Origin of the sequence: Grimontia celer (assembly GCF_900055185.1) — a bacterium.
Classification (GTDB): domain Bacteria; phylum Pseudomonadota; class Gammaproteobacteria; order Enterobacterales; family Vibrionaceae; genus Enterovibrio; species Enterovibrio celer.
On record NZ_FIZX01000001.1, the window covers coordinates 77,637 to 91,443 of the forward strand.

The 13,807-nt window shown below is 48.2% G+C and carries 13 protein-coding genes and 1 other RNA gene; 4 read left to right on the plus strand and 10 right to left on the minus strand.

All coding sequences use genetic code 11. The annotated features are described in order from the left end of the window. Positions 1-30: 30 nt before the first annotated feature. Together GCE9029_RS00310 and GCE9029_RS00320 are read right to left on the minus strand one after the other, a co-directional pair. On the minus strand, positions 31-384 hold the full coding sequence (locus GCE9029_RS00310) for a hypothetical protein (RefSeq protein ID WP_062660555.1): 354 nt from the start codon (positions 382-384) through the stop codon (positions 31-33). Positions 385-739: 355 nt separating this feature from the next. Then, entirely contained in the window at positions 740-1,213 is a 474-nt protein-coding gene (locus tag GCE9029_RS00320) for a hypothetical protein (RefSeq protein ID WP_062660557.1), read from the minus strand. A gap of 191 nt (positions 1,214-1,404) precedes the next feature. On the opposite strand from GCE9029_RS00320, the gene GCE9029_RS00325 reads away from it, so the two are divergent. Together GCE9029_RS00325 and GCE9029_RS00330 are read left to right on the plus strand one after the other, a co-directional pair. Beyond that, a complete protein-coding gene (locus GCE9029_RS00325; protein WP_062660558.1) occupies positions 1,405-2,640 on the plus strand; it encodes a hypothetical protein in 1,236 nt (411 codons plus the stop codon). Between the two features lie 17 nt (positions 2,641-2,657). After that, entirely contained in the window at positions 2,658-3,092 is a 435-nt protein-coding gene (locus GCE9029_RS00330) for a hypothetical protein (RefSeq protein WP_062660559.1), read from the plus strand. Positions 3,093-3,298: 206 nt separating this feature from the next. Here the strand turns inward: GCE9029_RS00330 and GCE9029_RS00335 are convergent, their stop codons facing one another. The 7 genes from GCE9029_RS00335 to smpB form a co-directional block, all read right to left on the minus strand. Beyond that, positions 3,299-5,782, minus strand: coding sequence for a phage/plasmid primase, P4 family (locus GCE9029_RS00335; protein ID WP_062660560.1), 2,484 nt, complete (start codon positions 5,780-5,782; stop codon positions 3,299-3,301). Positions 5,783-5,839: 57 nt separating this feature from the next. After that, complete coding sequence (locus GCE9029_RS00340; RefSeq protein ID WP_062660561.1) at positions 5,840-6,292, minus strand: hypothetical protein; 453 nt, start codon at positions 6,290-6,292, stop codon at positions 5,840-5,842. Next, positions 6,292-6,561, minus strand: coding sequence for a helix-turn-helix transcriptional regulator (locus tag GCE9029_RS00345; protein ID WP_063856832.1), 270 nt, complete (start codon positions 6,559-6,561; stop codon positions 6,292-6,294). The genes GCE9029_RS00340 and GCE9029_RS00345 overlap by 1 nt, the downstream gene beginning before the upstream one ends. Positions 6,562-6,613: 52 nt before the next feature. Beyond that, on the minus strand, positions 6,614-7,327 hold the full coding sequence (locus GCE9029_RS00350; protein ID WP_062660562.1) for a hypothetical protein: 714 nt from the start codon (positions 7,325-7,327) through the stop codon (positions 6,614-6,616). Further along, positions 7,296-8,492, minus strand: a complete 1,197-nt coding sequence (locus GCE9029_RS00355; protein ID WP_062660563.1) for an integrase domain-containing protein — start codon at positions 8,490-8,492, stop codon at positions 7,296-7,298. The genes GCE9029_RS00350 and GCE9029_RS00355 overlap by 32 nt, the downstream gene beginning before the upstream one ends. 223 nt (positions 8,493-8,715) lie before the next feature. Beyond that, positions 8,716-9,083: a transfer-messenger RNA gene (ssrA, locus tag GCE9029_RS00360) on the minus strand. 46 nt (positions 9,084-9,129) lie between these two features. Then, a complete protein-coding gene (gene smpB, locus GCE9029_RS00365; RefSeq protein ID WP_002536901.1) occupies positions 9,130-9,615 on the minus strand; it encodes an SsrA-binding protein SmpB in 486 nt (161 codons plus the stop codon). A 206-nt stretch (positions 9,616-9,821) separates the two neighbouring features. Between smpB and GCE9029_RS00370 the strand changes: the two genes are divergently transcribed. Next, a complete protein-coding gene (locus GCE9029_RS00370) occupies positions 9,822-10,253 on the plus strand; it encodes an SRPBCC family protein (protein ID WP_002536903.1) in 432 nt (143 codons plus the stop codon). Next, the gene (locus GCE9029_RS00375) at positions 10,246-10,596 is read left to right on the plus strand and encodes an RnfH family protein (protein WP_002536904.1); all 351 of its coding nucleotides are present in this window, start codon (positions 10,246-10,248) and stop codon (positions 10,594-10,596) included. The genes GCE9029_RS00370 and GCE9029_RS00375 overlap by 8 nt, the downstream gene beginning before the upstream one ends. A gap of 86 nt (positions 10,597-10,682) precedes the next feature. On the opposite strand, the gene GCE9029_RS00380 is transcribed toward GCE9029_RS00375, so the two are convergent. Beyond that, entirely contained in the window at positions 10,683-13,751 is a 3,069-nt protein-coding gene (locus GCE9029_RS00380) for a M66 family metalloprotease (RefSeq protein ID WP_062660564.1), read from the minus strand. Positions 13,752-13,807: the final 56 nt, after the last annotated feature.

The window sequence follows — 13,807 nt, forward strand, 5'->3', positions numbered from 1 at the left end:
GCGCGGTCCCGCCCCCCCCTATACACCCTTTTAATGTTTAGGTGGCATCTGTTTTAGTTCTCCATCTAAGCAGCGAGTAAATTTACTGGGTTTGAGCAAGGTGTCCATCTGCGCCTTGTTGAGTTGTTCGAAGGCATCCTGAATCGCAAGCATACGAACTTGATGAGACTGCTCTGAGCGTTCAAGGTAGGTAAAGGTCTTTGTTAGGGACGTCCGTTCTGTGTCAGCAATCTCTAACCGATATTTGGGATTTGTGCCTCTTTGGTGTGAATTGCTGATATCTTGGGAGGAAACGGAACTGGTAGTTAAAACGGCTAGTACAAAAATAATCGAATGTACAGGGGCAGAGCGACGCTCCTGAGTTAAAAGAGCCGAACGTTGCATTGCGTATCTCCATAAACGGAAAAAACCTCGCAGTCGCGAGGTCAGGAATTATGGGTTATGACTCTAGGGTTGTTGGTGCGCCAATAGCCACATTAGCTATTGTACCGCACCATATTGCGGCACTTGTTTTTAGGATGGTCGTTTATGTCCCTTATCACGCAAAAAGTCTGTGTTTTGAAGGTTTCAGGACGATTTTGAGGTTGCCTGATTTATGCATTGTTTATGCACTCTATATGCAGCTAGAAATGGTAGTAATCTTATGATTTTAATGGTTTCACTGATTTTTAGTAACGAGTGCCTTTCGCGTAGTGCGGCTTACATTCATTATGTTAAATAAGGCGTTTTTTTAACAAATTTACTTCTTTGACGGCAGAGCAGGGCTTTCCGTGCCATTATTGCCAACTTCGTTCAACAAGAATGCCAGCGGGTGTTGTGAGTCGCCAGCAATTTGAATCTGCTGCTTCGGGTTCCAGTCGTGACGGTTGCGACACTTGAGCCAGAATTCCATCGCTCGAACATCTCCAGGTAACTCCTCCTCAACATTGAGGACTTCTCCCTTCGAAGTGACACGTTGCTTCCTGAGTGTTATTCCGGTGGCTCGTTGAAACAGGCAATAGGCAACCTCTGCATCAGCCTTCATCTTGCCGCTGCGTTTCGCCTGCTCGAAGTCAGGGTATAGCTTTCCCCAGTGATGGATGGTGTCGCGGTGCACCTCGAAAAAGTCAGCGAGGTCTTGGTCTCGTGCGCCCATTAGGCAGAGCTTGTGTGCCTGGGTTGCGTACTCGGGTTTGTACTTGTTGTTGTTCAGGTTTCCGTGAGGGGCGGGCATGTAGGGCTCCTTATATTTGAATGTTCTAATGTGTTGTATCGATATTAGTTGAAGAGATGCAGGTTAAGTGTCGGAGTTAACTTGAATCTATGCATAAAGCCTAGTTCAACTGCACCGTCTATTGTCCCAAATATGAAAACAAAAAAATCCCAACTATAGCTACTATTGACGATAGTGTTGCGGGAGGGTTCATGTGCAGAAAAAGCTATTTTACATTTGTTTTTTTGTTGGTGATTTTTCCATGTCATTCTTATTCTGAGAATTTCTCCGTCCAGTTTGTTGACAAAGATAATAACTCTTTGTATGAGGCTTATCTGGATATAGATGAGTCTAAGGGTGAGATTTACCTGCAAGCTTATAAAAGGGATAATTACTTAAATGAAGATTCCTCCTGGGATACTGTTGGAGTAGTTTATGATAAATATAGTCAGGATATTAATGAGTATTCATTTCTAATTAATGATGGCTTTGAGGTCAATGTGGTTCTGAGTAAACGATATATATTGCTTTCTGAATTTACCTATGCAAACTTTGAGATGAATGTTTCTGGCGAGCATTTTAGTGGTGAAGGTGAAAGCAATGTTATAAGAAATAGCCTGAATAGGAATTGTTATTCTTATTCTACTCCAGCCGGTTATGAGTCTGGCATCTTTGTTTCATTTCCGAAAGAAAAAGCCTTGGCCGTTTGGGGTTTGGCAAGGAAATATGGATGGTATGCTTATGATTACTATGGGCGAAGTGATTCGGTAACTAATGAATTTATATTGTCTGATGGGATATGCGTAGATGAAAAATGCATTGTTGGTCTTAGTGTTGGCTCGGGTTTAGAAATATTCGCCATGGCGAAGTTAAATGGCTTTGATAAGAGAGTATGCGCCAAAATGTGGGGGGCGGTGGCTGGCGGTTCACCATTTTTAATAGCGGGGGTTCCTCTGGGTACCTTTGTTGTTTATGATGATATTGATAAGGAAAAAACAAAACAAAACCTTAGAACTAAGTTAATAACTAAGCTTTTTGATCATAGGGTGACATTATCCGAATTAATTTCCCTAGGAAGAGGTTACTCTTTCATACTTACCGCCATAGGGCCCGCTAGTAGTTTGGGGTTTGAGCTTCGAGCCGGTTATTGGTATTCGGTAAATCTTCACTTAGAGTTGGATTTAAATGATTATGCTGAAGCAGGGGGAGGGTTTCTTGAAACCATCCAGATATCAGCACTCGATGTGATTGAAATTAGGGCGCCGGAGAACCTTGAAAAACTCCCGGATAGCTTGATTAGAAACGGTAAAAATCTTCAATATATGGATGCGGAATTCGGAAGGGTGTCGCAGGATGGCAAGTTGATGGATAGGTGGACATACCGCTTAGCAGAAAAAGTATCAGAGATTACCAAGGGTACTTTAATTGGCGATTATCCTTTTTACTAAAGGTGAAAGTGAAGTGTATGAAAAAATCCATCGTTAGAGATCTAGCTGCTACAATCCTCATTTTTGGTCATATTCTGGCTATTTCACTTGTCTTCTTTGTTCTTCATGATTATTTTTCCGAGGCGTCTGAAAAAATGGAGATAGCATTAATTCTTGCGCCTTTGACTGGGTTCTTTGCGACTGCAGCGCTAAAGAGTATTTTTAATAATCAAAATGGCGAATATGAGAAAAAAACTGTTAGCTTAACGTTCTCTTTGGTAGTAATTTTCATTCCTCTGGTTTTCATAGCTATGATAGTAGCTTGTATTCTCTTATATCCGTTTCAGATCGCCAGCGACCCACAAAGCCTTAAAATAACAATATCAGCTATCGAGGTCGCACTTGGTGGGTTGCTAGGACTCATATCCGAAGAGCTTTTTGAGGTTCCACCAAGGTCAGAAATTTCTGGCTAGTGGCCAATTGGAATCTATCAGGACGCAAAGCAAAAGCTCTTCGCTTACGCGGTGCTGTTGCTTCACGTTGTCGGTGGTGGATTTGGTGGAGAAAGTGGTGTTTTTATGGGTAAGGTTCCACATATAGAACACAGTGTCCGGCTGAACCAGTATCTTCCAATGAAGAAATTTAGTCAGAATTACTCCACTTTTCCCACCAAGCTTTGTTAGGCCGCTTTCATTTCCAAAACTACAGCCATAGTAGCTGCGAGCCTGCTAAATACACGATACCCGTTATAGAGTGAGCCTGTGTGGCCCAGGGCCTCCATGTGCTGAATGAACGTCGCTTTTTTGTAAGCTCTCACTCCACACCGGATGCACCAGTCTCGATACAGTGCGTATCCTTCGGAAACTCGCAGAGGCTTCTTCATGCTGCCGTTACTGCGAAGCTCAATATAGTTTTCACAATGATCATTCAGCCAACCCTGAACACTATTACCTTCTCCTTTCCACTGAGTAAGGCAGTTGAAATGAGCAGGTGACATATAGAGCCCGTTTGCCAGATAGTCCTCTACTCCATCAATCGACCAGCGAAGGATGGCAGGCAGTTCTTCCGCCACAATGCGCTCTAGCAGCCCAGGGTCACGCTCGCTATCGGGTTTAGTGTTGTTGAAGTGAACAACATACCAGCGGCGATAGAAGCCTTCTGTGTGGTCGGTGGTTTTTGGATAGTGGTTTCCGTTAAACCAGTTAGTGGCGCATGGAGTGTATGTAAATACTTTTCCATGTGGCTCTCGCGCCCCGACCTTATCCCCACCAACAATGGATTTAAATTGGGCACTCGGCACTGGGTTGTCCTTTTCCATCTCAGGGACAAAGTTAAAACGTTTTCCCGCCAGTGCTGCACGCTGATATTCGTTGTCGAAGACATAAGGTGACACAGACGCTATTGCATCATCGGGCAGCATACTGGACAGCACTTTTAAGGCCACTGACTTACCCGAGCCAGCAGCACCGTATAAGAATACTGCACGTTGTTGCTCTGACATCATCCCGAACATGGATAGGCCAAACGCCATGCGCAGCTGACGGATTTGTTCCTCCGGATAGCATCCTGCAAAAGCCTCCCGAAGCATGGTTAGAAATAGCTTTGGTTCTGCTCCGTTATCAGCAGGAGTGAACTCCAGGCGATGTCGTGCACGATGGAGTGGGTTTGCCTCTTCAAGCACTACGCTGCCATCTTGGATGCTTAGGAAACCTTCAGGAGTGTTCACGCCGAAGGGCGCGTTTTCAAAGAAGTCTTGTTCTTTCTGAAGCTCATAGGCAAACCCCGCAATAGAGTGGTAATCCGTCGCACGCTTGCAGAGTTTCTGGCCATTGAACTTGCGGAAGATGTCTGCACTCAGCTTTGATAGCGTCTTTTCTTCCCAGACACCAGAGTTCGCCTGATAAGTCCACAATGAACCGTAGGCACCAACCATCTCGGTCTTTCCTGCATCTTTCACTAGATCATTTGCCATGTCGCCGTGGCTTTTGTCGATGGGCTTTTCAAGGGCCGCCAACTCTCCCATACGGTCTTTCATGTCTTTCAAAGGCACACTAGTCAGCTCTTTAAGCTGGTTCATCATGCCTGACTTGAAGAGGGCATTTGCTTGGCTGATATTAGTCAGTGCCTTATCGAATGCTTGAGTGTTTTTGGGATCTGTTTTTAGGCACTCAATCGCTTCCTCAAAGGTTTCAATGGGCTTGCTTGGTTCAACAAGGTTGGCTAAAAGTGCTGTTGCTACTGCTTCGTTCCCATGAATGCAGGCGTAGTCGTTCCAGTCGGTGCCTTCATCCACAGACTTAAAGCTTGGCATCGAGTAGGGAAGTGCCTCGGCCTCAAACAGCTTTTGCGCTACATCTTTCCCTTTGTTGCCCTTGCCTTGCGCTTCTTTAGTCGCATCGTTGTCAGCGGCAACAATTACGTTTGACGCTTCGTATTTGCTTTTAACGATAGGTGCGACAACCAAAAGGTTATTGGCGTTAAAGGCGCAGACTACTGTTGCGCCTGTTGTATCGTGGATGGAGGCAGCTGTGGCAAAACCTTCGGCCACGTAAACCGTTTCAGGCGTTCCCCAAAAAGTGAACATACCACCCTTAGTGTTCCCCTTGCCCATAAAAAACTTGCTGCCGTCCTCAGTGATCGCCTGAAGGGAGGTAGGCTTGCCGTCCTTGTCGTATACAGGAACCAGCAGAACGTTTTCTAGATTTCCTTGCAGCAATGGGTTGTCGAAATACTCAGAGCGAGGAATTAAACGCTTCCAATATGCTCCTTTGACTGAAATACCGCCCTTCTTCTTGGCGTAGGGATGACAGCTCTTGGCTGGTTCAGCGGACTCGACAATCAGTGACACGTAATTGACTCGGGATTGCTCTACGGCAGCGGTGGCTTTCTTGGCTTTCCCAAGTAGTAGCTTCACTACGAGCTTAGATTCGAGTGATGCTGTAGAACGTTCAACCGACGACCATGTCTGCTTAATGTCACTACGCCAACAACCAAAGACGCCAGCCATGATGCCATTGATGTGAGAGTGGAGGACATAAAAGCCTGCTTTGTCTGCAGGCTTACCATTGCTGCTGAATCGGTGGAACTTTCCGTCAGCCAGAAGTTCCTGTGGTGCGACCAAGCCAGCTTGCTCCATTGCTTGCGCGAATTTTTGGGTAGTCATATTAGTCCTTAGCCAGCCCCTAGGACTGGCCAGTAAATATTGATTTCAGATAAGGAATTAGAGCTTGTGACGCAACTTTTTGAGGATCGCCTTTTGTTCAGAAGGCGACATTTCCTCTAGGTTGCTCCAAGTGCGGTTGAATCGTCGTTCGATACGCTTAAATTCCTTCTCCAAAAAGAGCAGGGATTTGGCTGCCGATTTCGACCAGTTGTAGCTGTGGATGTGGATTGGATCTGAATACCACACAGAACCGCCGTTCCTGTTCTCTGTTCCTTTGCGGCAGGTAACACCTAGTCCTTCGCTTTCAACCCAACGAATAAGAGGGTCAACCTCAATAACCTGACCATGCAGCTGGCAAGCTGACTTGAGTTGGTCGATTTTCAAAGTGATGTCTTGTTTACTGACTGCATCACCAGCTCGCAAGGAGGAAAGAAGCCATGATCTTAGGTGTGAAATAACATGTGCCAGCTGTTCTTCTACCGTATGCTCAACCTTCTTAGTAGGGGTCATTATTTGGCCTCCTTGAAGGAAAGTTTGCGTTGAGCAGTGATCTGTGAAACCAGCTCCTTTATATCGCTTTCTGAGTACCCAGCGATGCGAGCAGAAATTACGGCATCCAGCTCTGATTCTAGCCAAGCTACAGAGCCAGGCCCCATCTTGATACTGGCTGGCAAAATGCCCATCTGGATATGCTTGTAAAGCGTAGCCTTAGATACGCCGAGCACTGATGCTGCTTGGGCCGAGCGGAGAAGAGAAGATTGTGGTGATGATAGAAACATCTTAATTTTCCTTTTTCTAAAAGATGTTTCTATTTCAATCTTTTATTGTAAATTACGCTCCGGCATTAACTGAGTGAGTTTTTGTCGTTGACTCTTGTGGATATGTGTGAGCCTGGATATGTTCGCTGAGCAGAGAGACAAACCTGTCGACTACGGTGCCTTCATCCGAAATTGCTGCCTGCAGTAGCTCTATTTCGCTAGGTGTTAGCTTGCGTTTTCGCTGCCAGGATGCACTGTTAAGAAGCTGGAGTTGAACGCGTAATTCACCGATCTTACCTTTTACTAGCCAATGTGTTTCGTTGGATATTTCTGACGAACTTCTTAAAAGCTCTGACACTCCTTTTGGGTAAAGCCTAGCATTTCGATAGAGATAGTCTTCGGCATCGCGTTTATCTAGGTGAGAAAAACCGAGAATCGAAATGCTTAACTCAATAGGCAAGCAGAGCACATGATGAGTTAAAAATGCTAGCTGCTGTTTTGCAACATCGGTTTTTCGCCCTGTTTTTTTGGGGGGGGAAGCTATCAAAGCGTCAAGGCATATAGATGGGTTACGTGTCGTGATATACGCTATGGCCCGGCCAATATCCTCCGCTAGAGCGCAGGCTTCACCGCTTACTGACATGCCTAGAGAAATTATCTCTACGTGTTGCAAAGGTATATCATCTACGCAAATCGTATACTTCGGACCTTGTGAATTTTGTTGCTTTATTAACGTCACTCGTTGGGAAGTGCTGTTAAAAGGAGATACTGCGTTGGATATGGTCACTCCAAAACTCCATCATTTGCTTTCGTTGGTTGATATAGTCTGTTCTGTTGTAAGCCCTTCGAACTTCATTCTTATCAAGGTGTGCTAAAGCAGCTTCGATAAGGTCAGGGCTGAATTCAGCTTCGTTGAGCGTTGTGCTTGCAAGAGACCTTAAGCCATGAGCAACTAACTGCCCCTGAAAGCCCATGCGTTTCAGCGCCATGTTTGCTGACTGAGGATTTGCATGTTCTGATTTACCGCGGTCCGCAGGAAAAATGTGATGCAAATGGGCGCTAATTTGTTTCATGTCACTAAGAATGCTCATCGCTTGGTGTGTAAGCGGCACCTTGTGTTCTACCCCTTTTTTCATTCGACTCCCAGGAATGACCCAAAGCCTATTTTCCCAGTCGATTTCATCCCAGCGAGCCCCGGCAGCTTCAGATGGTCGAACCATGGTATGCAATTGCCACATTATGAGCTGTCTTGTGACATGGCGTATGTTGGCCCTAAAAATGCGTTTTAGTAGCTCGGGAAGCATTTGAGGAGGAATGCTGGGTTGATGTTTCCTCTTGGGAGATGCAAAAGCTGCCTTGACTCCGCTCAACGTGTTGAACTCAATAAGTCCAATGTTGACAGCGTAGGTCATAACCTCATTTAATCTTTGGCAAAGTCGTCGAACTGTTTCAAGGCTACCCTTTGCTGCGAGAGGAGCGAGCGTTTCGATAACCATTTTGGGTTTGATTTCCACTAATTCGGTTGCCCCGAGTGCAGGAAAAATATGCAGCTCGAGTGAGCGGGTGATATCAGTAAAGTACCCTTCAGTTATCGATGCCTTTTTAACTTCTAGCCACTGAAGAGAGACAGATTTTAGCGTATGAATATGCTCTTCACTTTGAGTGTTTTGGCTTAGCCTAAATTGCTTTGGGTCCTTCCCTTGGGCAATGAGTGTTAAGCTTTCATTCCGTCTCTGTCTGGCAAAGGATAGAGATACCGTTGGATATTGACCAAGCCCAATATTGGTGCGTTTTCCGGTGATGGGGGATTTGTAATTCAATAACCAAATTTTTGAGCCATTTGGTCTGACCCTAAGCTGCAGCCCTCGCCCATCAGCGAGGTTATATTCACGCACCTTTATTTTGGCGCTCCTAATTTCAGTATCGCTCAAAGGCTTTGTTTTGTTTCCCATAATTACTCCTAAAACAAAGAGCTGTGTTTGTAACACTGGCGGTAACCGGTGGGGGAGTGGTGTTACTTTGAGTGTTACAATTATGCATGGAACAACTGAGGCTAGATAAGACTAATTAATATCAGTCTATAATGCTTGCTAGAGAGAAGAGTATGAAAATCAATTGCTTATGGTTTTTATGGGTGTAAAAAAAGACGCCTTGAGACGTCTTTTTTCTGATATTTGGTGGAGCTGGCGGGAGTTGAACCCGCGTCCAAAATCAGTCTAACTAATGGCGCTACATGCTTAGTCTATCTTTAATCTCGTCAGTGTGCTGCGAATAGACACGCTACAAAAAGACATACCGAAATTCTATTTCGCGGTTCAGCTCTTCGGTCAAAGCTTCCCTCGCTATCCTGATTGGGTTTGACTGCCCTGATTCCCCGTCCTACAGGCGGAGGCTAGGGAGGGCAGGCTCTGAGCAGGTTATTAAGCTGCTAGTGCGTAGTTTTCGTCGTTTGCGACTATTTTTTTGCGGCTTTTTACGAGGCCAACCGCCCCTCGGCATGCTCCACGAGCCTTCTTGATCCTGTCGAATCCTGAATCAGCCCCGGAATGTGGACGCAGATACTAGCATAACATGCTGCTGCGTCAACGATTATCTGGTTGAGTGCTTCATGATTCGCGCTTTGTCGCGCTGCCAATCGCGATCTTTGGAAGCATCACGTTTGTCATGAAGTTTTTTACCTTTCGCCAGACCAATCTTAAGTTTAGCCCACGACTGTTTCCAGTACATGGAAAGCGCGATAACTGTGTAACCTTCGCGGTTCACTTTGCCAATCAGGTTGTCGAGTTCACGACGTTTGAGCAGCAGTTTTCGCACACGTGTTGGGTCTGCCACTACGTGTGTAGAAGCAACGTTCAGCGGAGTGATGGTCGCGCCAGACATGAAAGCTTCACCATTGCGGAAGAACACGTAGCTCTCGCTGATGTTGGCTTTGCCTGCACGGAGTGATTTCACTTCCCAGCCTTGTAGCTCTAGCCCTACCTCAATATCGTCTTCGATGAAGTATTCGTGGCGAGCCTGGCGGTTCTGAGCAATCGTGTTGCTGCCCGCCTTATTCTTTGCGTTTTTCTTTACCATAATGGCGGCATTATACGTAGTGGTTATGGTGGGCGAAACAAGTTTTTATCGGATTTTCAGGCGCCCGGCCCCATAAACCGTCGATGGCGGTGTTTCCGGGTGTCCCTGTTCGTTGCCGTTTAGGCGGTTTGGAGGCACGTTGAAGGAATTTGGGGAAAAATACGGTCTGGTGATATGATGCCGGAATCGACCTGAGAGGAGACGCTATGCCGCGTATTACCCGTTCTGCGTTGGTGCCGTATAGTGCAGAGCAGATGTTTGAACTTGTTAATGATGTTGAAGCTTACCCTTCGTTTTTGCCGGGGTGTGCCGGTTCGCGCGTGCTGGAAGCCAATGACAGTGCGATGACTGCGTCGGTGGATGTGTCGAAAGCCGGTATCCGCAAAACCTTTACCACGCGCAATCTGCTGGTAAACGGTCAGCAAATCAAAATGGAACTGGTTGATGGCCCATTCCGAAAATTGGTGGGTGGCTGGCATTTTACGTCTTTGGATGCGGATGCGTGCAAAATCGAGCTGAATCTGGATTTTGAGTTCACCAACGGTTTGGTGGAAATGGCGTTCGGAAAAGTCTTTAACGAGTTGGCGATGAACATGGTGAAGGCTTTCACCGACAGGGCGAGAGACATTTATGAGTGACGGTAAGTTGCTGCATATTGAAGTGATGTATGCGCTGCCGGATGAGCAGCGTGTGTTTAAGGCGATTGTGACGCCAGATACGCCGGTGGAAGAAATCATCAGCCACTCGGGTATTTTGGATGCCTACCCTGAAATCGACCTGAAGAAGAACAAAGTCGGTGTGTTCAGTCGTCTGGTGAAACTGGATGCGACGGTGCATGACGGTGACCGCATTGAAATTTATCGCCCGTTGGTGGCTGACCCGAAAGAAATCCGCCGTCGCCGCGCAGAGCGCATGAAAGCGGAAGGGAAATCTGACCCGGTGACAGGCGGGAAGGTGAACCCGCTGCGTAAGGGCGAATGACTGGGCGGTCAGGCGTTCTCGTCAGCCGATAACGCATAAAGTAAAAGAAAAGCGGTGACCAGTGTCACCGCTTTTTTTATCGCTGTTTAATTCAGGCGGTCCCACGCATCTTGCCAGAAAGGCGACTTGCCGGGTGCGTAACTTGGGTTGGCGCACCAGCCCGAATTTGGCCATGGCTTGCATTGGTAAAGCTTGCCGTCCTGACCTTTTACAATGTCACCTTCCTGATAGGCCGCGCCCGGTTTGTAGCTTGGGTATTCCCCCGGTGGTGGCGGTGTCACTTCTGGATCCGGATCTGGCGTTGGCTCTGGCTCTGGGTTGGTGCTGCCACAGCTCTCGTCATCGGTTTGTTTCCAAACGCCCCATTCGCCAGTGTTGCCCGGCTCTTCGCCTTTCGTCCACCAGGCGGCGAGCCATACAATGCCGTGGTGCGAGACTTTATCGCCGCCCACATACACGCGGTTTTTCTCCCAGCTGGCAATACATGTGGCGCTGGCTTCAACCGTGATGGTGCGGGTGGCTGTCGCTGTCTGGCCTTCGCTGTCGGTGATGGTGTAAGTCAGCAGGTAATCGCCCGGTGTTTGGGTATCAACATCACCGGAAACGCGGATGTTAGCGGTGATGTCGCCATCTTCTTTATCAAACGCGCTCACGCCGAGCAGTACATCAAAGCTATCGCCCTGTTGCAGGGTCACGTTTGTCACACCTGACAGGGTCGGCGCTTCACCAAGCTCTGTGGTGACGATGCCTGCTTTGAGTTCCACCGTTGGCGCGGCAATCGCGATATCAGCAAGCAGTTTATCGTTGCAGTAAAGCTCTGCGCGGTATGGGTTGAGCGCGGTTTCCACATTCACATGGAAACGGTTCATCAAGCCTTCTTTAAAGCGTCGGTTGTGCAGGTTGAAGCGTTGGGTGCCGCCTTGCTGGGTGAGCACGTCCAACTGGCACGACGATGCGGTGAAGTTGTCGGCATACACAGCGCCATACGCACCATGCAGGGCAGGGTAAATATAGCTTGGCAGCGTGTTGCTTGGGTCGTAGTAACCCACCAGTGTGGTCACGGCTACGCCCTGTTTTTCAGGAATGCGCGGCACAGTTTTGTCTATGATGTCTTTTTCGACTTCCACCCACTGACCCGCTTCAAAGCGGTAGGCATATTTAGTGCCGTTAATCAGAAGCTGGGAGCCACCGTTAAAGTGTATGTGGGAGTTGTAGCCTGCTGATGAGCGGAACACCACCACTTTGCCTTCAAAGCTTTCGTCTGTCGGCAGGTAGAAATCACGCGCCCAGTAGCCGTTACCAGTGTTGATGCGAACGGCGTCCGCGTTCTCGAACAGTTCGTGGAACTTGCGGCTTTCTGCGCCAAACTCGTTCAGGGTGTTGTTGTCGCTGATGGTGACAATGTTAAAGGCGAGATCGTCCTTCACGCTGTTGTCCCATGGCTGCATGCTCTGGCTTTCTGCATTCCATTTGCTGAATCCGGTTGGAGAGGCTGGGTCAAAACTCGCTTTGCCTTCCATGAAATGCTGGAACACGTTCAGCTCGTAAGGGGTGTGCAGTGTGTATTCATTCCCATAGGGATGCATTGGCCAGCCACCGGCCATGGTGCCCCAGCCGAAGCTGTGTCCGTTGAAAGGTTCTGCGCATTCACCTTCGTAGCAGGATGAGCCATTGGTTCGCGCTTTGCTGAGGTTCGGCAGGAAGCGGTTTTCAAACAGATCCCAGCCCCAGGTGGAGTTGGTCTTGGTGGAGCTGTTATGCACCGAGCCTTTGAATCCGCCCAGATAGTGAGCTTCAGCATGGGTGCCTGCGCCGAACTCATGGCCGACTTCGTGGCTGAATTCATTACCTGTTGAGCTGACCACTGACGCCACACCGGCATAAGAGCCGAGCAAGCCGTGATTGATAATGCCATCGCTGTAGTTGCCCCGTGAGTTGTTCACCGTCACTTGGGCTGCGTGGTAAGGCGCGCTGATGTTCCATTGGGAACCGTTCATTACGTCATAGCTGTTCACGCCATAGTTGGCGCTGTTGATGCCAGCGGAAATCAGTTCGCGGGCAATGCGGTAGTGGGAATCACTGCCGTAAGCGTCTGCTTTGCTTGGGTCAACATCGACCAGAAGACGGCCATCCGGCAGCATGATCTCTTCTAGATGGATGGGCGCATAGGGGTTGACGATAAGCTTGCTGATCTGCACAGACTGGAAGTAGTCGCGGTGCAGCTTTTCATCGGTCATAAAACGGAATTCACCGCGTGGTGGCGTTAGAAGACCCACATCAACAGTATTAAGAATCAGCGTGGTGTTAGCACCGACTTTAATGCCTTCGACAGTGCCTTCCTGAAGGCCATTGCTGAGTGTCAGGCTGAAGCCCGGCTCAATCACTTCTGCGGGCAAAACCGCTGTGTAGGCGTTGTCGCTGTAGGCGAGCTTGCCGTAATCGGCATCAGACTGGGCAAACCACTTACCGCCAACATTGTTGTAGGTAAAGCGGTTACCGGAAGAAAGCGTGTCTGAGCCGTGGGTGTAGTGAATGCGTGAGTTGTATCCGGCCTGTGAGGAGAAGGTGACGATCTTGCCGTCGAGCTCCGCACCTTCCGGCAGCATAAAGTCGTAGGCAAAGTTGCCGTTGCTGGTGGCGATTTCAAGGGTGTCATGCTCGGTCAGCAGCGCTTTGAAAGCGTCTTTGCCGGACTCATAAGCGATGACATCAATAGCCTGTTGCGACGAGATGCGGTGCGCGTAGGTTTCCGGCACCACAATATCGAGGTCGATATCAATCTGGCCCGCAGGCTTTGGCTGCGCGGAAGGTGGCAGCAGGGTGGTGCGGTGCACTTCATCGCCCTGGCTGTTTTTTACCACCACAGCGATCTCGTTGTTCTGAAGCGCATCAGTGGCGTGAGGCTCTACGATCACCAGTGCTTTACGCAATGCGACCAGATGTGGCTGGCGATCACCTTCAATGCCGTGGGTGGTGGGCATGATCACGCTCTGAGCCATGCTGACGCTGGCAGCCAGCGAACCTTGGGTATCTGAAGGCAAGGATTTCTGGTTGAAATAAACGGTTTGAGAGCTTGGTGTGCTGGCGAAGGCTGTTGAGCAGCTTGCCCCTGCGAGCAATGCCGGGATCAGGCAGGCTAACTGTTTCTTGTTCATCGTATTTGTTCTTTTTGATGGTTGTGATTTGGGGCGGAATATATAGAGGGAAATAC

Excerpts from the sequence above, each read along its gene's own strand:
- GCE9029_RS00310 (WP_062660555.1), bottom strand. The coding sequence starts at position 384 with ATGCAACGTTCGGCTCTTTTAACTCAGGAGCGTCGCTCTGCCCCTGTA.
- GCE9029_RS00320 (WP_062660557.1), bottom strand. The coding sequence starts at position 1,213 with ATGCCCGCCCCTCACGGAAACCTGAACAACAACAAGTACAAACCCGAG.
- GCE9029_RS00325 (WP_062660558.1), top strand. The coding sequence starts at position 1,405 with ATGTGCAGAAAAAGCTATTTTACATTTGTTTTTTTGTTGGTGATTTTT.
- GCE9029_RS00330 (WP_062660559.1), top strand. The coding sequence starts at position 2,658 with ATGAAAAAATCCATCGTTAGAGATCTAGCTGCTACAATCCTCATTTTT.
- GCE9029_RS00335 (WP_062660560.1), bottom strand. The coding sequence starts at position 5,782 with ATGACTACCCAAAAATTCGCGCAAGCAATGGAGCAAGCTGGCTTGGTC.
- GCE9029_RS00340 (WP_062660561.1), bottom strand. The coding sequence starts at position 6,292 with ATGACCCCTACTAAGAAGGTTGAGCATACGGTAGAAGAACAGCTGGCA.
- GCE9029_RS00345 (WP_063856832.1), bottom strand. The coding sequence starts at position 6,561 with ATGTTTCTATCATCACCACAATCTTCTCTTCTCCGCTCGGCCCAAGCA.
- GCE9029_RS00355 (WP_062660563.1), bottom strand. The coding sequence starts at position 8,492 with ATGGGAAACAAAACAAAGCCTTTGAGCGATACTGAAATTAGGAGCGCC.
- smpB (WP_002536901.1), bottom strand. The coding sequence starts at position 9,615 with ATGGTAAAGAAAAACGCAAAGAATAAGGCGGGCAGCAACACGATTGCT.
- GCE9029_RS00370 (WP_002536903.1), top strand. The coding sequence starts at position 9,822 with ATGCCGCGTATTACCCGTTCTGCGTTGGTGCCGTATAGTGCAGAGCAG.
- GCE9029_RS00375 (WP_002536904.1), top strand. The coding sequence starts at position 10,246 with ATGAGTGACGGTAAGTTGCTGCATATTGAAGTGATGTATGCGCTGCCG.
- GCE9029_RS00380 (WP_062660564.1), bottom strand. The coding sequence starts at position 13,751 with ATGAACAAGAAACAGTTAGCCTGCCTGATCCCGGCATTGCTCGCAGGG.